Raw genomic sequence first — 23,771 nt, 5'->3', positions numbered from 1 at the left:
CTCCCACACCTCCTATGTTATTTAATTTCCTTTCTACGGAACACGAGCATCCCGAGCGTCCCGGCAATGACAAACGTCAACAACGGTACGAGCAGGAGGGCTGGCACATCTCCACTGTCGATCAGGGGCTTGCCGATATTGCCCACCAGTTTGAAGATAGAAAAGTCGTATAATGTAGCAAAGAATGCGACCTTCGAACTTAGGCTAGCCATAATTGTATCGATCATAAGAAAGAAAATCATGGAGAAGCCAATCGTTTTTCCACTGTCGACAAGTATTACAGTGAACAGAGCCCCAATAGCTGCGTAGCCTGCTGTGTACAGTAAGGTCAGGCCGAAGGCTCGGGGTATGAAAAGTACTGTACTTTCCACTGGTAGTTGACCAAAGCCCGAAAGAAGTGTGACTTCGACCGTGCTGACTATCGGAAAGACGAGAGAAATCGCCATGGATCCGACTGAGAAAACGATCAATTTTGCCGTGAACAGTCGCCCTCTAGTGTTACCCGAAGATGCGATCGTCTTCATTACCCCTGTGGAATATTCGTTGGAGATGAAGATTCCGGCCAGTATTGCAACTCCGAATTTAATAATGTAGCTATTACTTGAAATAAATGTAGTCAGAAATTCAGCTCCCGTGATCTGAGGCACTCCGCTGGACCGATGATCAAAATAATACAATAGGGGGTACGCAAGAGAGAGGACTGAAAGAGCGAACAGCAACGACCAAAACGATCTGTTCTTACGGAGCTTGAAAAACTCAACTCTGAGCAGATTATACATGCAGATTACCTCCAATCCGCTTTGTAAAATAACTCTCCAAGTCTTCGCCCATGGGCATAAATTTCTCGATCTCCAATCCCGCGGAGAATAATGCCGATGATACTTTGCCCGGCTGCTCAATGCGGCTATACAATTTGATGGATCCATCCTGCATCACTTCGAAATCAGCCGTACCCAGCTCATTTTGAATGACCGTTGTTGCCATGCTCGGATTATCCACTTTGATATACACATACTGCTGACATTTCTCGTCCAATTCCTCGGCAGTGAGTTGTTCAAGCAAACGACCGTGATGGATAATGCCATAATGGCTTGCCATCAAATGCAATTCGCTCAGAATATGACTTGAGATCAGGATCGTAATGCCGAGCTCGCGGTTTAGCCGCTTGAGGAGTTCGCGCATTTCGACGACACCCATGGGATCTAACCCATTGGTCGGCTCGTCCAGAATCAGGAATTCTGGATCTCCCAGCAAGGCGATTGCAAGACCTAACCGCTGCTTCATTCCTAGCGAGAAATTTTTTACTTTCTTCTTGCCGGCTCCCTGTAGTCCGACCTGTTCTAGCATCCTGTGAACGCAATCTTTGCCTGGGATGCCACGGAGAATCCGGTTCACTTCTAGATTTTCGCTTGCAGTCATATGGGTGAACAATGCGGGGCTCTCGATAATCGAGCCCACCCGCTTGCGAGCCTGGATCAACGCCTGCTCTTCACTGGCTCCGAACAGCTCAATCGTTCCCTCGCTTGGAAAAGCAAGTCCGGTCACAATGCGGATCAATGTTGATTTGCCGGCTCCGTTTTGCCCAATAAAACCATAAATGGAGCCTTTGCGGATAGACAAATTGACTTTGTCCAGAGCTGTAAGGCCTTTGAACCTTTTTGATAGTTGATTTGTTTTTAATACATATTCGTTCATCGTCGTCTTGGCCTCCTTTATGTGATAGACCAAGTATAGAAATGAAAACATAAGAAGAGCTTAAGTCAAATCTTAAGAATGTCTTAAGGCTTAAGCCGATAACCCATGCCCCATATCGTCTCGATAAATTCACTTCCCGGAGCGGCCTTAGCTAGTTTGCTGCGTAAATTGCTCATATGGACGTTGACTGTATTGTCGTCTCCGCAGAATGGCTCTCGCCAGACACTTTCGTACAAATTAGATTTCGTAAACACTTTCTTCGGGGCTGATAACAGCAACGAGACAATCTCAAACTCTCGAGCTGTTAGTGCGATTTCTGCGCCATCTGCTGTAACCGACATAGCGTCTCGATCAAGTACTAGTCCCTTATGCCTCTGCACGGTAGGCAAAGCTGGTTGAGCGATCCGTGCATACAAACGCAGATGGGAATCGATTCGCGCAGATACTTCCGCGACATCGAAGGGTTTCGTAATGAAATCGTCTGCGCCCCCGCGCAGGGCAGACACCTTAGTATGGGGTTCACCCTTAGCTGAAATGATAATAACCGGCATATCGTCCCGTCGGTCGAACTGTTGGAGCAGTTCTTCACCCGTCATGCCAGGTAACATCAAATCGAGTAGCAACATACTCCATGGACGCTGCTCCAGATAGAGAAGGGCCTCCGTTCCCGAGTATGCGGGTTGGGGAATGTAGCCGCTTTTCTTAATAATGCTGCACAGCAATCGGCTGATGTCATTGTCGTCCTCAGCAACGAGAATATGTATAGGGATGTTCATTTAATCTCCTCTATTTACCTATAATTGGGCATCATAGATGCTCCCTATTAGTTATGATAGCAGGTTTTTGTCCCTATATCGAGATGTGTCTTCTGGGGGCTACCCTCTCCATAATTAATGTGAAGTCACCTTTTCAACCCAGTGAGCTCTATGTGAACGAGAACTCGGATTTCGACAACTAAATAAAAGTTCATGGATGATGGATGTTTGTGGGACTAGATTTGGTTGTGGCTACTTGGAGCTGATGGAAACGACCCATTTACCTCACAGTTATTGACTGCTATTCGTGGAATTGGTGTTCAATCAGAATATATCTTTCATAAAGAAGGGAGCACGGGGTTAGCATCTATTACAGTAGATGCTTCTGGGGAAAATCATATTATCCTTTCTGAGGGGGGAGCTAATGGATTCTAACTATAAATAATATAAAAGAAATCTATGAAGTGTTAGATACTGCTGATATTGTACTGCTTCAAAATGAAATAAATTTGGATACCACGAGATATGTGATAGAAGAGTCCCATAAGCGACTAGAAACTACTCTTATCGTACCATTCTACTCGCATTAACTTCATGCACACTTGTTCTTCATCCGTATTCCGGCAAGGCTCACATACGTTAAACCCCAACTTACTGACACTTGCCATAGATGCATAATTATGTGGGTGTGTAAGAATATAAATACAGTCAACACCAAGATGTTCATAACAGATATTGATGAGTTCGGGTAATGCTTCTGATACATAACCCTGTTTCCAATAGTCTTTCCATATATCATAACCAATCTCGACTTGGGAAAGCTTTTGATCCCAATAGTGATAACCGCATGTTCCTATAAATGCATCGGTTTCTTTATCGAACATACCGTAACGAAGATTGTCTTTTCCATCGGGATATTTATAATGCTCAATGATACCTTTTGCTTCTTCCCAATCACAGGGTGGCTCACTAAAATAATTACACATCTCTGGGTCAGAAAATTGTCTGTAGATAGCCTCTATATCGTTTATGTGTAATAAGCGGAATTTCATTCGTTTCGTTTCAAAAGGTTCTGATAACCTCATATAATCACCTCAAATTGTTCTCATTACATTTACATTTATTTGCTGAAGGGCTTATTTCATTTCTTACTACAGCACATTGAACAGATGCATCCAATCCATACTTTACTATAGCAGGATTTATACCCATATTCTACGAATCATATTAATCCTGCTTGGAATCGTTTCGTTGTTACTTACTTTTATCATTGTATTTCGGAATCCTGGGATTAGGGATTTAATCTATTGGGGAAACATGAAGCGAATTCGTACATATATTTACGGTCTCATGGGTGCAATAATCATTTGCGCGCCACTCTTGATACTCTATCAATACATTTCTTTAGCGGATAGAGGCGGATCTAGGCAAGGTTTTGCTTGGTTTTACATTATATGAGGGTTTGATCTGTGCTTTTGTAAGAATGAAGCATGGCGTGTTAGCGTCAACGATCTTTCACGGTATGGCGATTTTTATGTTGTCCTCTGGGTTGTTCTAGTCATTCGTATTTACTTTGATTCTATTATTTACAGTTACCTTCAAGGCATTAACTCTATAGGCTATTGACTCTAGTACTATGCTATAGTTTATGGTGAGTAGATAGTGTTTAAGTTGTCTATGAGAAGGTGAGATTTATGCTAAAAATCGGGGACTTTTCTACTCTGTCCAAGATAAGCATCTACATGCTGCGCCACTACAATGAAATCGGTTTGCTCATTCCGGCACACATTGATGAATTCACGGGGTATCGCTATTACAGCGAAGAACAACTTTCCGTTGCGAATCGAATACAGGCATTAAAAAGTATGGGATTGGGATTGTCCGTTATTAAGGACATTTTATCGGAGTATGATGATGAAAAAAGCCTCAAAAGATATTTAATGCTTCAAGCATCCCAAAAGCAGGAAGAAATAGTCTCTATGCAAAAACAATTGTTACTCCTTCAGACGACCATAAAAAGCCTTGAGCAAAATTCTCCACTTTCCAAATTCAGCATTGCTATCAAGGAGCTTCCTAGAAGGAATGTGATAAGCTACCGCAACACGATTGCCACCTACGAGCAAGAGGACATATTGTGGGAGAAATTGTGTTCAGAGATTGTAGCGCAGAATGTCCAGTTAGGCAATCCGCGCTACAACATTGCAATATTCCGCAATGAGGGTATTGTAGAACATGGAATTGACGTGGAAGTGCAAAGGGTGGTTGTGGGCACATATCAGGATACAGATACCATACGGTTTAAGAACGTTGACCCCGTAATTGCGGCTACACTAACCTATAAAGGCGGGTATATTCAACTGAAAGAAGCCAATCAAGCGATTGCGAACTGGATTTCCGACAATGGTTATGAATTTAATGGTCCCATGTTTAATATCTTACATGTTTCGCCGGAAACCGAACCCGATCCGGAAAATCTGATTACCGAAGTTTGCTTCCCAATAAAAAGTATATAAGTACTTGCCAGATTTAATCGCTGCACTATATAGGGTAGCGATTTTTTGCTGTAAGAAATTCATTCCCTCCTATTGACTCTAACACAATGCGATACTTTACCCTTAAATCAAGACAAAAAGGGGGAATCAAATTTGGATGCAATTTCAGTGAGCCATCTGTCAAAAGTCTATAAGAGCGGCAAAAAAGCCCTTGACGATTTAAGTATTAAGGTTCAAAAAGGGGAGATATTCTCTTTATTAGGGCCGAACGGAGCAGGAAAATCAACGCTAATCAATATTCTTACTACCTTTCTTCAACCGACCTCTGGAAAGATATTAATTATGGGTAGGGATGTATGTAAGGAACAAAGGGCGGTGCGTCCACTCATTGCTTGCGTGGCGCAAAAGGTATCTATTGATAACCACCTAACTCTAAAGGAGAACATGCTGTTCCAGAGCCGATTATACAAGCTGGATGACGCAACTGCTAACAAGCGGATGGATGCGCTCATTACTGCATTTGGATTAAAGGAATACGAAAAGCAAAGAGTTACTGCGTATTCCGGCGGAATTAAACGGCGATTGGATATTGCCATGAGCATGATGTCTTATCCCCAAATTCTATTTCTGGATGAACCGACTGTGGGGATGGATATTGAATCCCGAAAAGCCATGTGGGACACTGTGAAGAAAATCAAGGATGATTTTGGCACAACTATTTTTCTCACTACCCACTATTTAGAAGAAGCAGATATGCTAAGCGATACGGTCTGTATTATACAGGACGGTCACGAATTGGTGCAGGATACGCCAGAAAATCTCCGGCAACATACCCACCTAAATACAATTCGGATTGATTTGGACGGTTCAGAGAATCAGCAGGATTTTGGAAAATGGATTTCAGACCTACAATTTGTCAGAGCAATACGGCAAGAACAAAATACAGTTTATGCCAACACTCAAAATGCGGCGCAGGATTTTCACATCCTCAATCAATTACTGGTGGACAAGAAAATACGGTATTCCTCAATCGGAATCATAACGCCAAGCCTTGATGATGTTTTTCTGTCACTCACGCAGAACAAAGGAAGGGGTGTTTAAGATGCAAACTTTCAATCTTTTTTGGAGAAGTATCAAGTGGCGTTTCCAAAATCCAGTAACCATCATCATGACTTTGATTCAACCGCTTATATGGCTTTTACTGTTTAGCACAATATTTAGAGGAAATGAAACAGAAGGGAATTATACGGCCTTTATCCTTCCTGGAATACTGCTAATGGGTGTGCTTTTCAGTTCCGGCATAAGCGGAATTGCAAACTATTCATTGAAAACAGGGGGAAGCTATTATCGAATTATGATTTCGCCTGCTAAGAGAAGTTCCATTATATTGGCTCATATTATAGATGCCGCCGTATCGACGTTTATCCAAATTATGATTTTAATGGGGATTTCTTTTTTGATGTCGGTTCGGATAACATCAGGTGTAAGTGGAATGCTTCTCATGGCGATGCTGCTGTTCTTAACTGTAGCGTTCGTATCAGCTATTTCATATGCGCTAAGTCTTAAGCTGCCCGATGAAAATTCCTTTATCGCACTTGTCAATACGGTTACCTTACCATTATTTTTTGTCAGTTCGGCACTGATACCATATGATCAATTACCGAGTGGATTCCGTATTCCTGTAATTATTAATCCGTTTACCCATGTAATCAATAGCTTGCGGATGTTGGTATCAGGGGACTTGATAGACTGGATGCAATTGTTATTCACAACAGGGATATTATTCATTCTATGCATTGCTAGCTTTGTATTGGCTGTTCATGCTTTAAAGAAGGATATTCAATAATTTTGTTCTATTAAAGCCGTAGTGGGAATGTCCATTTTTTCTAGCTTTCTATTCTTAAGCGCAGTTATAATGTAATAGCATTTCAAATCATCGTAGCCCTATTGTTTGAAGGAGGATTTACAATCACATGAAAGAGAAGCTAAATAACCTTCCTTCTTCGCCGGGAGTCTATCTTATGAAAGATTCCCTCGGTGGGATCATATATGTCGGCAAGTCCAAGAATCTGAAGAAAAGAGTGCAATCGTATTTTTATCAAAACAAGTCCCATACTCCAAAGGTAAAGAAGCTTGTACAGCATGTGCGTGATTTGGATTACATGGTTACGGATACAGAGTTTGAAGCATTTATGACAGAGTGCGAGTTAATTCAAAAGCATAAGCCAATGTACAATAGGAAGATGAAAAACCCGCTTGCTTACACCTACATTGTGATACAGCGAACGGGCGGATTACGTCGAATAGAAATAACCAACAATCCTATGTCCGATAATCCGGAACAAGTACATTTTGGACCCTATACAGCTAACAAGAATGCAGTGGAAAAAGCGATTCAAGGAATTGAAGAATGTTATAAAATTGCCTGTAATCATTCTTTTTCTGCTAATACGAATACTCCTTGCTTGAACTATTCATTAGGATTATGTCTAGGGATGTGTATAGGGGGAGAAGCAATTGTTAAATACAATTTGATCATGGATCGCCTGATGGGTTTGCTTGGTGATACGGATCGAAGTTTGTACGAAGAAATGGAACAAAGCATGCTAGATGCGGCTGAGCAATTCGATTTTGAGAGAGCAGCGAAATATAGGGACTATATTGCAGCAGTGAATTTCCTTCTGAACAAAGAGAAGGTGATTGGCTTCACTGAGGAAAACCGCAACATTGTGATCCTTGAGTATTTAAGCGAAGATAGGGTCAAACTGTTTCTCATTAAACGAAATACGGTTCTTTTTAGCGAAAAATACACGGTTAATGATTCTGTGAACGAGGAGCAAACTGCAAGAGTCAAAGCGTTGATTCTGCGCTATTTTGAGGTGGAAAGTGCATCACTCTCTAGCAAAGTTACCCGAGATGAAATCGATCAAGCGCAAATTATTTACAGTTATCTACAAGGCAGTTCATGCCATTATCTTATCATCCCTGAAGTATGGCTAATAGCAGAGGATCATACCGATCTGAATGCGGCGCTTGGCGATTTATTCTTAAGAGCTGAAGTTGATTGAATAACTATACAACAATTTATGCTATCACCAATAATGCTGTTTTTTTTGAAAGGATGTCCTACCATTCTTAATGGATTTTGGGACATCCCCTGATTACATTTCTAAGAGTAAATTATCTGTGGCAAATCATGTTTTCTCATCGTAGCTATTAATCATGCCGTTCTTTTCTCTGTGAAATAGTACAGCATGGCTAGAATCGGCAGACTCATTCCTAGCAATACGGTCAAAATCCAGCCCCCGTAAGCGTAAGACCAGGCGCCTATGAATGATCCAAGGGCTCCTCCCACGAAGAAAATGGCCATAAACAATCCGTTTAGCCGGCCTCTCGTTTCACCTCCCAGTGAATAAATGGCACGTTGACCAAGTACAAGACTTCCCGATACCCCCATATCCAGCAGAATGGCAGCAATAACTAGCAGGATGAGAGCCGTGTTTGAATTGCCTTGAACAAGATAGGACACTACAAAAGCCAGAAATGCAATAGTAATTGCCAGACCGCTCATCAAACGAGACAAACCTCTGTCAGCCAATCTCCCGGCAACAGGTGCGGCGACAGCTCCAGCGACACCGGCAAGGGCAAACAAAGCAATGCCTTGCTGTGATAAATGAAAGTGATCGGTTAACCGTAAAGAAACGACTGTCCAAAAAAGACTGAAAGCCCCAAATAAACAGGCCTGATAAATCGCCCGGCGGCGTAAAATAGGCGTTGCTTTTAAAAGGGTAACTAGTGAGCCTAATAATTGACCATAATTCATGGTAGGTACGGGTTTGCGTTCAGGAAGAGCACGGGACAATAGTATTGTCAAAAGAGTTATCAGCACCGCCGAGAGCGTAAACACTGCCTGCCAACCCCAAAGATCAGTGATAAAGCTCGCAATCGGCCGGGCAAACATGATTCCCAGTAGCAATCCGCTCATTACATTGCCTACAACACGGCCGCGCTGATTTTCAGAGGCTAAATAGGTGGCATATGGCACCAGAATTTGAGCGGCTACTGATCCAAGCCCGATCAATAGGGACGCAGCTAGAAATATCAGCGAATTGGGAGCTAGAGTTGCTGCAACCAATGCGCCAACAACCATAATTAATGACACAACAGTCAGACGCCGATTCTCGATAATATCGCTGAGCGGAACGATAAAGAGCAAACCCAAAACATAACCTACCTGAGTCAATGTCACAATTAAACCTGCTGATCTGGGGGAGAGACCCATTGCGATGCTAATAGGCCCTACCAGAGTTTGAGCATAATAAAGGTTGGCAACGATAATACCGCATGATACTGCTAGCAACATCATGATCCAATTGGGAGTTGATTTACTTTTAGACTGAGCCTGTGTTTCTTTAACAGCGGATGTAATTTCCCGTTCGAGTTCCATGTATATTCCTCCTCATTATAAATACTGTACGTACAGTTCAATAATTTATATTCATATAATATACTGGTCGTTCAGTATTGTAAATAGTTTTTTTCATTTTCTTCACCGTTAAATATTTTGTATAATGTACGTATAGTATTTATCTGAACATCGTACTGCTGACTCATTAATAAGGAGGAATTACTTTGAATACCAAAAGAGGGCGTCCCCGTAACGCGGAAGCCGAAAAGGCTGTTCTTGCCGCTTCCTATGACTTGCTGCTGGAGATCGGCTTCGGGGCTGTCACGGTTGATAAAATTGCCGAACGGGCTCAGGTCAGCAAAGCCACCATATATAAATGGTGGGCCAATAAGGCTGCCGTTGTTATGGATGGATTTATGTCTGCGGCTGCCGCAAGGCTACCCGTACCCGATACGGGTTCAGTATTTAACGATATATTAATTCATGCTACAAATTTAGCCCAATTTCTGACAAGCCGGGAAGGTAAAATAATCACGGAGCTGATAGGTGAGGGACAATTTGATCAGGGGCTGGCTGAAGCTTACCGCAGCAGATACTTTAATCCTCGTCGTCTTGAAGCGCGGCTTCTTCTGGAACGGGGAGTTCAACGGAAAGAACTGAAGGAAACGCTTGATATCGAATTAACTATCGATCTAATTTACGGGCCTGTTTTCTACAGACTTTTACTAACAGGTGAACAGATAGATGATACGTTCATTAAGAATTTGGTGACCATAGCTTTTGAAGGTATACAGTCTTCCTAGAATTTGGATAGAAATAATCAAATTGTTCGAGAGACCGTGGGCCTCCATGCCCCTCACCAGCACACTGGTAGAGGGGCATTTTTGTTATGTCTAGACAGGTTTATTTTTGATTAGGGTATTGAATCAAGGCCTTTCGTCCTATAGATAGATTTAAATTAATTGAATATAATTCATTGGGAATATTATGTAAATAGAAGGAGGGAAAAGAAGAATTTTGTCGACTTATGGGAGAACTGATACATAGAGGAGATTTTGATAATGGCTAAGATTTTTGGTTTATTGACTACAGCAGCATCGATTTTTATTGCATTACTTTCTATATCTTTATTTAATTTTAAAGTACATAGCTTAACAATTCTATTTATTATCCCCGCAGGCAGTTTAGCCTTAGGTGGACTTGCTGCGTTCGGTTATTACCACGGGGTTATGAAAATGGGGAAAAAGTTAGTAAAAACAAACTATCTTTTTGGAGTTATTTTGGCATTAATAACTATGGTTGGTATTGAGTATGGAGAATATATGATAACCTATGTATCTGCTGATAATGTGGTTAATCATAGATTGCAAGGAGAACATATTAGTAATTATTCTCTAAATGATAGTAACGAGCCATTGACGTTTTATAATTATTATTCCAATAAACTCGACAATTCTAGTGTATCGATCTCGTCAAGAAGTAATGTGAATGGGGGCCTTACTTTTGAATCGGGAAGGACCATGAGTACTTTTAATCTAGTAGTACAAGGTTTAGGTTTTATACTTGGAAGTTTGTTTGGTGGAAGTATGTTAAGTGACAGTAAGAACCACTGTCAATCCTGTCAACGAGCTTATTTAAAAGAGCATGAACTTTTTGAGATTGATGAAGTGGATTACGACTCGATCATGGTTGATTTAAACCAATCCATACATGATGACAATGTTTATCGATTTTCTGATCGTATCCAACAACAGAAACAAATTGATAATGAGTTATGTGAGAATATTAGATATAATTTTAAAATAGGGCAATGTCCTAAGTGTCAAGAGGGCTACTTAATTATCAGGCACAATAAAATAAAGGATGACGGTACATACGAAGAAGTTTTGGAACAAAGGAAAGTAACTTATCTAAGTAGAGGAATAGTAGCAGACATATTGAAGACCATTGGAAATACGGAGAAAGGCAGTAGCGTTCATTTCTAGCAATTTGATATATCCGAGAAGGGGATTGAATCAAGGTTCTCGTCTTATAGATAGATGACCATTCCTTTTGTTCAATACAGGCATATCATAATTCAGTACTTTTTATTAAAGGAGCTGAAGATGTGCCTGCCATAACCAAGCGTTTATCAAGCAGAACAAAAATAAATATTTTGATACCTGCAAATAAGAAAGATAAAACCTCCTCCTATAAAGTCGTATGGAAAGGACCTGTCAATAGAGCCTCTGGTCTTGGAATAGCCAGTAGAGAGTACGTTAAGGCTTTGAGACAGCAAGGGGTGAATACTACGGTTAGAGAAGTGAGAAGCCGAGAACCCCAAACTTCAAAGAAGCAAAAGGTGTTAATTTATCATTACTCCCCAAATACTCTCAATATAAGGAAAGAAAGAGAGCAGTTCAAGACGATTATCATTAACACCGTCTGGGAGACAACCCGTATCCCTAGCCGATGGATCAAACCGATCAATCAAGTTGATGCCGTATGTGTCCCTTCACTACAGAACAAGCAGGCGATGCGTAATAGCGGAATTAGAATTCCCGTATATATTGTTCCTCATGGGGTGAATGCTCGGAAGTTCACTCCTAGAATGAAGAAACAGCCTTCAAAAAAAACAAATGATAAATTCGTTTTTATATCTATATTCGGATTTCAGCACCGTAAAAATCCTGAAGCATTACTTAAAGCATATTGGGAAGAGTTTACTGCTACCGATAATGTCCTACTGATCATCAAAACTAATGGATATGCATCTTATGAGAATGAACGCTGGATTCGCAACCGAATACAAGCTTACAAAGATAGGCTAAACATTCGTAAGAGTACAGCCCCTATTCAGATCATTGCCCAACATTTAAATTCTAATTCTCTTAGAAGCATTTATGCGCAGGGGCATGCCTTTGTTCTTCCTACGCGAGGCGAAGGAGTGGGTTTGCCGTTTCTAGAATCGTTAGCCAGCGGCGTCCCTGTAATAACAACTGGATGGGGGGGGCATATGGATTTCCTAACAAGTAATAATTCATTCCTAGTTCAATATAAAATGCGCCCCCCGATCATCGGCATGAATCGAAAATCATCAATCTCACGCCAATTTCGCCATTTGTTCTCGGAAAAGGGACAGTTGTGGGCGGAACCGGATATTGGAAGTTTAAAAATGCAGATGAGAAAAGCCTATGAGAATCCTCTATTATGTAAGTTGAAAGGGCAACGAGCTCGGCATGACGCGCTAAATTTGTCTTGGAACCGTGCGGGATTTTCATTAAAGAAGGCTATAGAAAAAACGATCAGGATTAAGTAATTTCTTATTTAATGGGTATAGCTGAGTTGCGGATTATGAGAACCTGTCTTTGGTGGGATAATCGTGTGAATCAGTTATTTATAGAAGCTCCCGCAGTTTCGTGCTATGGGAGCTTTTTATTCAGAGATCGTATTATTCCAGACAAAAATTGACCAAATAATAGGATTGAAGTGAAACATGGGTTGTATAAGGTAGAGATTGTTCAATTTTATAATGCTGATAACGGAAAACATATTGGTGATGATAAAATAAATATGATATTGAATTTTATGAAGATATCAGATGTTGGAGCTAATGCAGATAAAGTAATATGGTGCAGCTATATCTAATACATACATTTAGATGATGCTAAGGAGATGAGTGCATGACAGGAAATGCCAATGCCGAACAAATCCAGATTATCGAATATGATCCTTCCTACGCTGGGGCGGTCGCTGAGATGTGGAATCGTAGCAACGAAAGCTGGGGCGGAGGTGCCAACCAGAGAACTGAGGACACCGTGCGCAGAGAGATGGAGATTTCGTCCAATCTTCATGTGTTTCTCGCGGTCAAAGGCAAAGAGGTAGTGGGCTTCTGCAGTTTCGCTCACTATCGTCATGACGAAGGGGCCTTGTATGTACCGTTGTTAAATGTGCGTCCGGATTATCATGGCTACAAGGTCGGTCGTAATCTGATATTAAATGCCGTCCGCAAAACAGTCGAAGCAGGCTGGCCACGGCTAGATCTATTCACTTGGGCGGGGAACACCAAGGCTGTGCCGATGTATAAGAAATGCGGGTTCTTCTGGGAAAAGAATGAAGATTACGTCCATCTGATGAACTTCATTCCAACCGTTCTGCAAACTGAAGCGCTAGCTCCTTATTTTGAGGAGCTGGATTGGTACGCAGACAGCACCCGGGAACTCCCTATTCAGCCGGATGGTCGCTCGGAGCGTGGCTTTGATTTCTTTGATTACACTTGGCAAAAGGGAGAACTCTCCTTACGTGCAGAATTCGAGAAGACTGGTCGTGGGCTAACCGCTCTTGATACGCCCGACTATGAAATATCCACTGAGATTGACGATCATGATCTAGTGTTCGGTCCCACTTACAAGATTCGCTATTGCATCAAGAATCGCTCGGCATCTGAGCTGGCAATTGAGATCAAAGGACAGAACGATAAAAATATCCGTTTTGCTCTATCTGCTGCTATAACTCTCGCTCCAGGAGAAAAGGTCATTGTCGAGGGTGATTTTGAGCTTGATTCGGTTCGTGAGGAGCAGAACGATAAGAAGACCCACCCCGTTGTTATGAGTAAATGGATAATCGGTGGCAAGCGAGCAGAGTTTCGCATTGGCGTCGCTCCTAAATTTCCAGCCAAGATGAAGATAGAGTTGCTAACTCGGGAGCTGTATTCGGGCCTTTCGGCCGAATTGTACCTGAACGTAGAGAATAATTTTACCTCGGAAGCGGAGTTCGCATTTGACTTGCCGGAGGATGAATTCTTGGAATGGGCAGATCGTAAGGTACGCCTCACAGTTCCGGCGAAGAGTAAAGCTTCTGTCCCGGTTCCCTTTACCCTGCGGGCATTCGGACTATATTCACGAGATGTTGAAGTGATAGCCGTTCCGGCTGGACAGAAGGCGGTTTCCTTCACTAGCAAGTTGTCCGTCTTAATGAAAGGAACGTATGGCCGCTTTGGTGGGCAAGTCGGGGATCAATGGGTCGCCGTGAACGGCGCATTCTCCCTTCATCTGAGCAAGATCGACAATGGAATATGGATTGAATATCCTGGTTCTAGCCACAATTTCTGGTGGACCTATCCGAAGCTAGGCAAACCGTTCGCAGAAGAATTCTCCAAGAAGCACGCCAAAGAAGTGAAGATCTATTCGGAAGGGGAGAGCCAGGTTCTCGAAGCCCTCTACGAATCGGAAGAATTCCCAGGGCTGGAGATAAAAACAGTGGCCAAGTTGTTTGCAAACGGAATCGCTGAGTTTCATCACGAGATCTACAATACCAGCAGCAAAGCGCTGGAAGAGAACGTGTATTTGCTGACGAATTTTGGATTCTTTGGCAAGCGGCTAATCTTGCCATATCAAGGCCATTTCGTAGACATGGAAGATGCTTACTCCGGTGACCCGAGTCATTGGGACAGTGCACAGATCACAGAGAACTGGCTGTTCTGCAAGGAACAGAACGTCACATGCGGAATCTGCTGGGACCCTTCTCTGAAGCTGCTTCGCCCGGAATACCCGCTTGGACTGGAGCATAATCTTGGCCGAATATCCGCCGGAGATATTGTACGGACAAAGACGACTGTGTTTGCTCTGAACACCTTCACTAAGTGGTCGGACTTCCGTTCCTTCGCCCGGAAACAGCGGAATTCTGTCATTCCAGTACTGGATGATCATCTTGAATTAACACTCGGCGGTGGAAATCTCTTTGCGGCGGGGCCCCTTCATGCAGAACTAATTGAACGAAAGATGATTCCACTCGCTGGAAGTCTCGAACTATCTGTGCAAAATGATGGTGGTGCAGAGTTGAAGGCCGCTGACATTGAGTTGCAAAGGGAGCAGGATTTGCGCTCCGCGGGATTTGAACTCTCTGCCGAGGAAACGGCATCGCCGGGACACCGCGAATCCGGCCGAAAGGTCCGGATTGTCTATTGCGGAGAAGATCGAGTTCAGGAGCGATCGGGTCTCTGGTTCCCTCAATCGGAAACGACCGTCACTTGCGAGATGATAGAAGGACCTGCTGGTCCCATTTATACGGTGAGCAACGGAGTTCTCTCTATAGGCGCTGACCCTGAGTTCGGGAGTTTCGTTCATTCCCTAAAGTATCATGGAGAAGAATGGCTGGACAGCTCCTATCCGGAAGCGGTACCGCGTTCCTGGTGGAATCCTTGGCATGGTGGACTCAGCGTGGGAATTCCAGGCATGGGTGGATTTAGTCGGTTGCAGGAGCCAAGAACTGTGGATTGGGCGGAGCGGATTGATGCTCACGGCAATGTCTGGAAAGGACTACGAATAACTACTTCCATCGAGAAACAGGAAGCGAACCGGGGAATTACTATCCATCAGCATTATCTTATGCTCCCCGGTGTCCCTGTTCTTAGTGTGATGCATTCGGTGACTAACGGAACTGGATTGGTCCTGCCGCAGTATTCGTTATCGGAGGATAGTTACTTCAAGCCTTCAGCTGTCTTTGGCGAAGGATGGATGGACCTTCCCGAGGAAGGCAAGTTCCTCCTTGGGAAGGTCGAGACCCATCTTGATTCCAAGGGGATCATGCGAATCGGTGCGGCTTCGCGTAAGGATCTGCTGCATATTGTGAATAGTTATCCCAATCAGAAGGCTTCGGTGTATGTAAACAATAAAGTGTTCACTCACGGTGTGAATCATCATCTTCCACTTCTGAGTGGAGAAACCGCTTGGACACAGCCGACATTCCTGATCTTGGGGGAGATTGCTTTAACACCAGAGGATGTTCGTGGACTTTTGAAGCTGACCTTTGCCAGTCCAACTAACGAAAAGGAGTCTACACATGCCGATCATTGACATTCATATTCATCTGTCGGACATCGATAGCTTTCATCAAACAGCGATTGATCAGTCCAAAGTCGATTACACCGCTGCTGGCCTCAAGGCTGAGTTTGACAAGAATGACGTCGTTCTCGGCATTGGAATGGGGGTCACAGAGCAGATAAAGGGTGCCTTTCCTGACTCCACTTCACCCAATCCGATGGGCCTTGACTTGGAAGACAGTGTTCCCCCGTTCTTAATGGAATGCGTTGGCATCAATCCGAACAAGCTCATAGGAAAGCAAACCCTGGAGGAGTTGGACCGAATCGAAGCACGGTTGCAAGCTCCCGAGGTAGCGGGAATTAAGTTGTATGCCGGGTACTATCATCATTACGTCTATGACAAAATCTATACACCAATCTATGAACTGGCTGCTAAGTACGGCATGCCTGTAGTCATTCATACCGGCGATACGTACTCGATGAATGGATTGCTCAAGTATTCGCATCCACTTACCGTAGATGAATTAGCCTACAAACAGCGCGGCGTGAACTTTATGATCTGCCATCTGGGTGATCCCTGGGTGATGGACGCTGCCGAAGTGGTTGCCAAAAATCCGAACGTCTATGCCGACTTGTCCGGCCTCGTAGTCGGTGATCGGCCCCATTTTGAGCGGTTTATGAACGAGCCCTTATTCATGGACCATTTTCGCCGGGCGCTGGTGTACTCCGATCATTACGAAAAAATGCTGTTCGGAACCGATTGGCCGCTTGCGCCAATTGACCTGTATGCGGAATTCATCCGCAGGCTTGTGCCTGAGCAGCATCATGAGAAAGTATTTTACGAGAATGCCTTTGGGCTGTTTCCACGCATTCAGCAGCGGATTGCGGAGCTCTGAGAGAAGTGGGAGCAGCACAGTATAGTTAGGCACAATGAAGCATAAATAAACAAGCCATCCCCGTAGGTAGTGCGAAGGGGATGGCTTGTTTATTGTGGGGTCATAGCCATGAGATCAGAATTCATCTTTCATCTTATATTTCATTATAGCAACCTTGGCTGTAAATAAGCGTCTAAGCTGTTATACATTTTCCAATAAAAAGCAAAGTGCAGTGTAACAGAGGAGATATTGTGAAGTGATTTTGTCAGTTATGCAAATCAGTGCTTCACGGTATGTAGCTTTGTCAACAAATTTTGCAGGAGGAAATACTCGATGAAACAGCGACTCGGTAGTATTTAAAGTAAGAAAGAAAAACGAAATGGAATAGGTGCGTTTATTGCAGTCTTAATGGTGGTCGGAGTGGCAGCAATACTAGCTGCCTGTACAAAATTGAACGCTCAATCTCCAGACCCGGCGTTCAAACCAGGTACAATCTATTCTTACAGCTCTAACGGTGAACAAGTTATAGCACATGACGCGGGGAATGCGTATTCGATGGACGAGAATGGAAATGTCTCTGTCTCCTATCGGGATGGGAAGGTTGAGGCCCAAACTCCTTTAAAACTTGATACGACTGGAACTGTTCTTGGGATGGGGAGAGCGGATACTGGATTTTATATTTCCGAGGATAAAACCGCTATAGTATACGGATTTGCAGATGGGAAGTCATCCCCGCTTCATGTATTAATCAGTGACGACATAGGAGAATCGTGGAATAACTACACCATAGAAGGCGCAATGGGTTATGATGCAAAGTTCATCGGGTTTACAGACAAACAAAATGGCTGGATGGTATCAGGGGGTTCTGCTGGTGTGGGACGTTCGCTGAATTATGTATACCAGACCTCTGACGGCGGGAAGACATGGAAGGAGCTTGGGAATCCAAACGATTTATATGCGGAACGTTTAACCGGGGCAGGTTTTGCAAGCAAGGATATCGGGTTCTTGGGTTTTAGATATTATGAAGATAATGGACCTGTTATTTATTGGACCAAGGATAGCGGGCAGACATGGGAAAAGCTCGCGGTATCCCTTCCAGAAACCTTCAATGAATATCAAAAAACGCCGCTTTCACCTATTTTGGGTGGAAAAGAAGGATTATATCCCATTCTGCTCAGTAAAGAGGGGAACACAATAGGTACCATTTACCTCTCGAGTAAGGACAATGGCCTGAAGTGGACGTATGATTCATCGTATGATCACCTGAGTGATTCTAAATAAGAAAAAAACAAGAGATAAGCGCATCATTTCATGCGAAGGTATATTAATTTATCTTGAAAGATACAAGGAGACAAAGGGTTGCTGGAGAATTATCCAGCAGCCTTTTTGTGACGTATTGTTATTTTTTACAGAAATTTAGTTTACAGAATATGGACTTCAATATATGATAAATAAAGACGATCTAATTAATTAGAATGACTTATAAAATTAGATCGTGTGGTTATATTCTAAACATATGGAGGGAAATAAAAGTGCATTCCAAATCATCCAATTCAATTCCATTAGTCAATATTTCAGTCGAGCAGTCTAAATTACTTAGCAGTGCTAAGCGAATCCAGATCATTAGTTGTCTACAAAATTCGGCCAAGACGGCAAAACAGGTTGCTGTAGAGCTACAACAATCCCCAGGAAGTACTCATTACCATATCAAAAAATTGCATGAAGGTGGACTTGTCGATCTTGTGGACACACGGACGGAGGGGGGGATCGTTGAGAAATACTATTTGGCTAAATCGAAATGGTTTAACACGAATGGCAACCAATTCATTGATCCATTATTGGCAGAAGATTCAGACTCAGACGTATCTTCTCGAACGATGCTAAGTTTACGATTATTTCTCACACCTTCGCAGCAAGAAGAACTGACTTTAGAATTCAAGGAATTATTAGAAAAATGGGTTGGAAGTACTTCTGAATCAACTAGTGAAGATGTTAAAGAGTTCGCGGTCGGGATAAAAATGTTGTCTGTTGATTAATTTTAGAAGAAAAAAATATAAAGATAATAGGGGATATTACGTGGATATTTTTAGAAACAGAAATTTTTCCCTCATGTTTATTGGCAGAATCCTAACGAATATAGGGGATAGTTTATACGCTGTAGCAGCCATGTGGCTAGTATATGATCTAAGTAGTTCAACTTTATATACGGGATTAGCAGGTTTTCTATCTATTATACCGAAGATCATTCAACTACTCTCTGGACCGATCATAGACCGTATTTCCATCCGTGGAGTGCTAGTATATAGTCAACTTATTCAAGGGATAATATTACTTATCGTTCCTATTGCATCCTATTTCGGTTTTTTATCTGTTGGTTTAGTTTTGATCATTACACCCATACTTACAACTTGCAATACTTGGGTATATCCAGTACAGATGTCTGCTCTCCCAAAGATTTTGGAGAAGAGACAACTAACACAAGGTAATTCACTATTTTCAGTTGCATATCAGGGGATCGACGTGGCATGTAATGCTGTATCTGGTATTCTTATTGGTATATTGGGTGCGGTATCTATATATCTTTGGAATTCAATTGGTTTTTTTATCGGTGCAATTATATTTAGTCAGCTTCGTATTAAGCCTACAGCACGAATCCATTCCGAGACTAATTCTTCAGTCAAGACTACAACTCATATGAATCGATACTTCTCAGATTTGATGGATGGGATACGGTTGCTGGTTAGAACGCCGCTTTCCAAGCTTCTTTTTGGTGTCATTATCATCAATGCGGCTGGAGGAGCGACTTTCAGTGTGCTCCCTATGTATAGTGATTATCTTGGTGGTGCTGGTATTTATGGGATTTTACTGATGGCACAAGCACTGGGAAGTCTGGTTGGTGCTCTGTGTGCTCCCTTCTTAAAACTCGAACGAATACGTTTGGGGAGGTTATATTCTCTCGCTTACATACTATCAGGAATAGCTTGGTGTCTCAGTATTTATAGTCCTTGGCTTTGGGTGACCATCCTTGTTTATGGCTTAGCCTGGTTTCCAGGAGGAGCCGTTAACGTAATTATTAATACTGTCGTACAAAAGGGGGTACCACAACAATATTTAGGTCTTATCTTTTCAGCAACTATGGCACTAAGTGGAATTGCATTACCTTTAGGTAGTCTTATAGGTGGTACTTTAGGTATTTGGCTAAATAGTGCTACGGTAATTTCCCTGTGTGGAGCAGCAGTTCTTTTAGTAGGATTATATTGGTCATTCGATAAAGTTTCTCGCAACCTCCCTGCCACTGAGCATATTGATGAAGGATTTTTCAATTTCTCTCGTAAGTCTGATAAGTCTGATATAACGGGGATCCAAGCCTGATCTTTCTAAACTTACATTGACATTACTCTTGTGATTTCGAATCAACGAGTGGACAGAATCCAGGGTTCGTCGCACATAATAGTTCGGTAAATCGAGGCTGGAGCTTGGCAAGCTCCTTGAAATAACTACTGATAATATGATTGCCGCTAACGGATCCATTCTGGAAAGACAGCGATGAGAGGGTCTGAACATGACTGTAATAGTACTTTTTGTCCCGATTGGGTAGTTTGTAGATGGATGGGGGAGCATGTGTTACGATGTCAAAGGGATTGGCGATGCGGTAGCTATTTGGCACATACTTGGAAAAAACTTTCGCAAAGGCTGGATCGCCTACACGTGGGGACCCATATGTAAACAAGTTGGGTGAGGTATAATGGGTATTGGCTGCAATATCTATAGCACATAATGTAGCTAGTGCACCTCCGAGACTATGCCCTGTAATGTATAATGTCTTACTAGGAGATAACTTAGAGAGTGCAGAGATAATCTCACTGCGAGCTGAAGAATAGATGTCTGTGAAGCCGCGATGCGTAAGACAATCTTCTTTGATATATTTGAATCTCTTTTGTGAGGCGATGAGGTTAGATATCCAATTGGGAGTAGAGCTGGTTCCTCGAAAGGCAATAATAATCTCTTGCGGAGATTCCAGAATAAACCCGAAGGATTCCCATACGTTGTTGATGGATTTTGCTTGAATAGTATCACAGACCACATAATTCAATGGAACGACGAACGAGCCATCCGAATTCGAAAATTGTGAATAGGTCTGCCCGCAGATTGCGGCTAGGAAGATAGCCCACTGCTCTTCACCGGTTTTATTACCCATGTAAATCCCGCCCTTCTCTCCTACACTATATTAGTGGGATGAAGGAGAGATTCCTATAAACGAGAAGTTACACCATGACTACATAATAATGAAGGAGTTTATAAAAAATGAGTGATCTAGAGCTTAAGAAAAATGAAATTCTATCGTCTTTTCAATTTCGACATGCAACGAAAGATTTTGACCCAGATAAGAAAATAAGTGATGCCGACTTTCATTACATATTAGAAGCAGGTCGTTTATCTCCAAGCTCATATGGTTTTGAACCTTGGAAATTTGTTATTATGCAAAACCAGGACATTCGAATTAAGCTAGCGGAGTTTGCAACAGGCGCTAGAAGGCAGTTACCAACGGCGAGTCATTTCATGGTCATTCTGTCGAGATTACCTAATGATATGGTCGCAAGCTCTGAATATATTAAAGACATGATGGAGAATGTCCAGAAGCTGCCATCCGATATTGCACTGGGGAAGCAGACAACGTATGATCATTTTTTGAAAACTAGTTTTGCAGTTGAAGATGATCCGAGAGTGATGTTCGAGTGGGCTTGTCGCCAAACTTATATTGCATTAGGTAACATGATGACTGCTGCCGCTTTGATTGGAATTGATTCTTGCCCAATTGAAGGGTTTAACAGAGCGAAAATAAACGAATTATTAGTAGCAGAAGGAATCATGGACCTCGAACATTTTGGTGTTTCTGTTATGGCTGCTTTTGGATACAGATTACATGAGCCATCGGAAAAGACACGTCAATCCGCGGAGCAAGTGGTTGAGTGGGTGGAATAAGGCGGATTTGCATTAAATTTTAACATAATTTATTCTTAGGTAATGAAGTATTAGACCGATGATTACCAAAAGGAGATATTATGACGGAGAAGATAAATATAGGATGGAACTTTGACAACAGTTATGCTAGGCTGCCGGAATCTTTGTTTACAAGGCTAAAGCCTGCTCCTGTACGATTACCTAAGTTGATCATTCTTAATGATGCTTTGGCAACATCTCTAGGGTTGAATAGTCAAGCACTGCAAAGTATTGAGGGTGTAAATGTGCTTGCTGGTAACGAAGTTCCTGAAGGCACGGTGTCTCTTGCTCAAGCTTATGCAGGACATCAATTTGGACATTTCACCATGTTAGGAGATGGCCGAGCAGTGTTACTTGGTGAACAAATCACTCCAAGTGGCGCGCGAGTAGATATTCAGCTTAAGGGTGCTGGAAGAACGCCATATTCTCGTGGGGGGGATGGCCGAGCCGCACTTGGGCCAATGCTTCGCGAATATATCATCAGCGAAGCCATGCATTCGCTTGGTATTCCTACCACCCGTAGCTTGTCGGTGGCAACTAGTAGTGACTCGGTAATCCGGGAAAACGAGCAACAGGGTGCTATCTTGACCCGTATAGCCGCCAGTCATTTACGTGTCGGTACCTTCCAATACGCCGCAGCTTGGGGTACGATTGAGGATCTCCGAGCTCTGGCTGATTACACTTTGCAGAGACATTATTCGGAAGCTGACACTGATACAGATATGAACCGTTATTTTATTCTGCTTCGAGAAGTGATTAATCGTCAGGCTGAGCTAATTGCCAAATGGCAGCTGGTCGGCTTTATTCACGGAGTGATGAATACTGATAACATGGCACTTAGTGGAGAAACGATTGATTATGGTCCTTGTGCTTTCATGGATGTTTTTGATCCTGAGACGGTATTCAGTTCTATTGACCATCAGGGTCGTTATGCCTATCGTAATCAGCCGGGTATTGCGGCTTGGAATCTCGCGAGATTTGCTGAGACGCTTCTGCCGCTGCTACATGACGATCAGGCGCAGGCTATCAAAATTGCCGAAGAGGCAATTGAAGATTTCAAAGAGATCTTTTATCGGAGTTGGCTCTCAGGTATGAGGGCGAAGCTGGGCATTTTTAACGAAGAACACCAGGATGGATCTCTTATTGATGGTCTTCTTGAATTGATGCACAAGTATCGTGCAGATTATACGAATACCTTCCGTGCCTTAACTTTAGAGGAGTTGGAAGATTCGGATCTGTTTGAAACACCGGAATTTAATCAGTGGCATGAGTTATGGCAGGTAAGATTGGGCAGGCAGAAGGAATCGAAAGACGCTTCGCAGCAGCTAATGCGCAGTAGCAATCCGGCGATAATTCCGCGTAACCACCGGGTAGAGGAAGCGCTAGAAGCGGCGGTGAATGAAGGAGATTTCAGTGTAATGGAGCGTCTTCTTGGAGTTCTCTCGAATCCATACGCATACGCTTCGGATCAGGATGACTACTCGACACTGCCTGCGGTTTCTTCAATACCTTATCAAACTTTTTGCGGAACCTGATTTGGATTAGGAAGACGTTAACGAATGTACATTCGTTAATGTCTTTTTTTTTTTGGTCATGGCGAGTGAGTAAATTGTATGAATCGGGCATTCCGCTATAGTCAAATAGTTGCCCTGACTTAGTCGAATTTATCAAATAGGGACACATTTTGAAATATTCGACAATATTTACGCTTTTATGTGTTTTCATGTCGAAAGTCATAGCTTTCTG

At 42.7% G+C, this 23,771-nt stretch carries 20 protein-coding genes; 14 read left to right on the top strand and 6 right to left on the bottom strand.

The window, feature by feature from the left end; translation table 11 throughout:
• Positions 1-17 precede the first annotated feature (17 nt).
• The 4 genes from EJP82_RS03515 to EJP82_RS03495 form a co-directional block, all read right to left on the bottom strand.
• Positions 18-779, bottom strand: a complete 762-nt coding sequence (locus EJP82_RS03515) for an ABC transporter permease (protein WP_127190635.1) — start codon at positions 777-779, stop codon at positions 18-20.
• Entirely contained in the window at positions 772-1,695 is a 924-nt protein-coding gene (locus tag EJP82_RS03510; RefSeq protein WP_127190634.1) for an ABC transporter ATP-binding protein, read from the bottom strand. Before EJP82_RS03510 ends, EJP82_RS03515 begins: the two co-directional genes overlap by 8 nt.
• An 83-nt stretch (positions 1,696-1,778) precedes the next feature.
• A complete protein-coding gene (locus tag EJP82_RS03505) occupies positions 1,779-2,471 on the bottom strand; it encodes a response regulator transcription factor (RefSeq protein ID WP_127190633.1) in 693 nt (230 codons plus the stop codon).
• A 530-nt stretch (positions 2,472-3,001) separates the two neighbouring features.
• The gene (locus tag EJP82_RS03495) at positions 3,002-3,535 is read right to left on the bottom strand and encodes a GNAT family N-acetyltransferase (RefSeq protein ID WP_127190631.1); all 534 of its coding nucleotides are present in this window, start codon (positions 3,533-3,535) and stop codon (positions 3,002-3,004) included.
• Positions 3,536-4,144: 609 nt separating this feature from the next.
• On the opposite strand from EJP82_RS03495, the gene EJP82_RS03490 reads away from it, so the two are divergent.
• The 4 genes from EJP82_RS03490 (at position 4,145) to EJP82_RS03475 (ending at position 8,010) form a co-directional block, all read left to right on the top strand.
• A complete protein-coding gene (locus tag EJP82_RS03490; protein WP_127190630.1) occupies positions 4,145-4,963 on the top strand; it encodes a MerR family transcriptional regulator in 819 nt (272 codons plus the stop codon).
• Between the two features lie 132 nt (positions 4,964-5,095).
• Positions 5,096-6,043, top strand: a complete 948-nt coding sequence (locus tag EJP82_RS03485; protein ID WP_127190629.1) for an ABC transporter ATP-binding protein — start codon at positions 5,096-5,098, stop codon at positions 6,041-6,043.
• 1 nt (position 6,044) lies between these two features.
• Positions 6,045-6,788 (top strand): ABC transporter permease, encoded by a 744-nt coding sequence (locus EJP82_RS03480; RefSeq protein ID WP_127190628.1) that lies wholly within the window; start codon positions 6,045-6,047, stop codon positions 6,786-6,788.
• Positions 6,789-6,915: 127 nt separating this feature from the next.
• A complete protein-coding gene (locus tag EJP82_RS03475; RefSeq protein ID WP_127190627.1) occupies positions 6,916-8,010 on the top strand; it encodes a GIY-YIG nuclease family protein in 1,095 nt (364 codons plus the stop codon).
• A gap of 152 nt (positions 8,011-8,162) precedes the next feature.
• Here EJP82_RS03475 and EJP82_RS03470 read toward each other — a convergent pair whose 3' ends face one another.
• Positions 8,163-9,308 (bottom strand): MFS transporter, encoded by a 1,146-nt coding sequence (locus EJP82_RS03470; RefSeq protein WP_246053978.1) that lies wholly within the window; start codon positions 9,306-9,308, stop codon positions 8,163-8,165.
• Between the two features lie 266 nt (positions 9,309-9,574).
• Between EJP82_RS03470 and EJP82_RS03465 the strand changes: the two genes are divergently transcribed.
• The 8 genes from EJP82_RS03465 to EJP82_RS03430 all read left to right on the top strand — a co-directional run bounded on the left by EJP82_RS03465 (position 9,575) and on the right by EJP82_RS03430 (position 20,396).
• A complete protein-coding gene (locus EJP82_RS03465; protein ID WP_127190625.1) occupies positions 9,575-10,153 on the top strand; it encodes a TetR/AcrR family transcriptional regulator in 579 nt (192 codons plus the stop codon).
• A 258-nt stretch (positions 10,154-10,411) separates the two neighbouring features.
• Entirely contained in the window at positions 10,412-11,335 is a 924-nt protein-coding gene (locus tag EJP82_RS03460; protein ID WP_127190624.1) for a hypothetical protein, read from the top strand.
• A gap of 122 nt (positions 11,336-11,457) precedes the next feature.
• Entirely contained in the window at positions 11,458-12,648 is a 1,191-nt protein-coding gene (locus tag EJP82_RS03455; RefSeq protein ID WP_246053963.1) for a glycosyltransferase family 4 protein, read from the top strand.
• Between the two features lie 391 nt (positions 12,649-13,039).
• Positions 13,040-16,183 (top strand): GNAT family N-acetyltransferase, encoded by a 3,144-nt coding sequence (locus EJP82_RS03450; protein WP_425464319.1) that lies wholly within the window; start codon positions 13,040-13,042, stop codon positions 16,181-16,183.
• Positions 16,170-17,045 carry an amidohydrolase family protein gene (locus EJP82_RS03445; RefSeq protein WP_127190622.1) on the top strand — a complete coding sequence of 292 codons (876 nt, stop codon included), beginning with the start codon at positions 16,170-16,172 and terminating at the stop codon, positions 17,043-17,045. Before EJP82_RS03450 ends, EJP82_RS03445 begins: the two co-directional genes overlap by 14 nt.
• A gap of 399 nt (positions 17,046-17,444) precedes the next feature.
• Positions 17,445-18,305: a beta propeller repeat protein gene (locus EJP82_RS03440; protein WP_127190621.1), complete on the top strand. Its 861-nt coding sequence runs from the start codon at positions 17,445-17,447 to the stop codon at positions 18,303-18,305.
• A 251-nt stretch (positions 18,306-18,556) separates the two neighbouring features.
• Positions 18,557-19,060 carry an ArsR/SmtB family transcription factor gene (locus EJP82_RS03435; protein ID WP_246053962.1) on the top strand — a complete coding sequence of 168 codons (504 nt, stop codon included), beginning with the start codon at positions 18,557-18,559 and terminating at the stop codon, positions 19,058-19,060.
• A 40-nt stretch (positions 19,061-19,100) separates the two neighbouring features.
• A complete protein-coding gene (locus tag EJP82_RS03430; RefSeq protein WP_127190619.1) occupies positions 19,101-20,396 on the top strand; it encodes an MFS transporter in 1,296 nt (431 codons plus the stop codon).
• A 22-nt stretch (positions 20,397-20,418) separates the two neighbouring features.
• Here EJP82_RS03430 and EJP82_RS03425 read toward each other — a convergent pair whose 3' ends face one another.
• Positions 20,419-21,222, bottom strand: coding sequence for a lipase family protein (locus EJP82_RS03425; protein ID WP_127190618.1), 804 nt, complete (start codon positions 21,220-21,222; stop codon positions 20,419-20,421).
• 107 nt (positions 21,223-21,329) lie between these two features.
• Here EJP82_RS03425 and EJP82_RS03420 point away from each other — a divergent pair, with 107 nt between their 5' ends.
• Positions 21,330-22,007: an NAD(P)H-dependent oxidoreductase gene (locus EJP82_RS03420; protein WP_127190617.1), complete on the top strand. Its 678-nt coding sequence runs from the start codon at positions 21,330-21,332 to the stop codon at positions 22,005-22,007.
• An 80-nt stretch (positions 22,008-22,087) separates the two neighbouring features.
• On the top strand, positions 22,088-23,560 hold the full coding sequence (locus tag EJP82_RS03415) for a protein adenylyltransferase SelO (RefSeq protein WP_127190616.1): 1,473 nt from the start codon (positions 22,088-22,090) through the stop codon (positions 23,558-23,560).
• Positions 23,561-23,771 lie beyond the last annotated feature (211 nt).

This window comes from Paenibacillus anaericanus (assembly GCF_003994475.1).
Classification (GTDB): domain Bacteria; phylum Bacillota; class Bacilli; order Paenibacillales; family Paenibacillaceae; genus Fontibacillus; species Fontibacillus anaericanus.
This window is presented reverse-complemented; position numbering and strand designations above follow the sequence as displayed.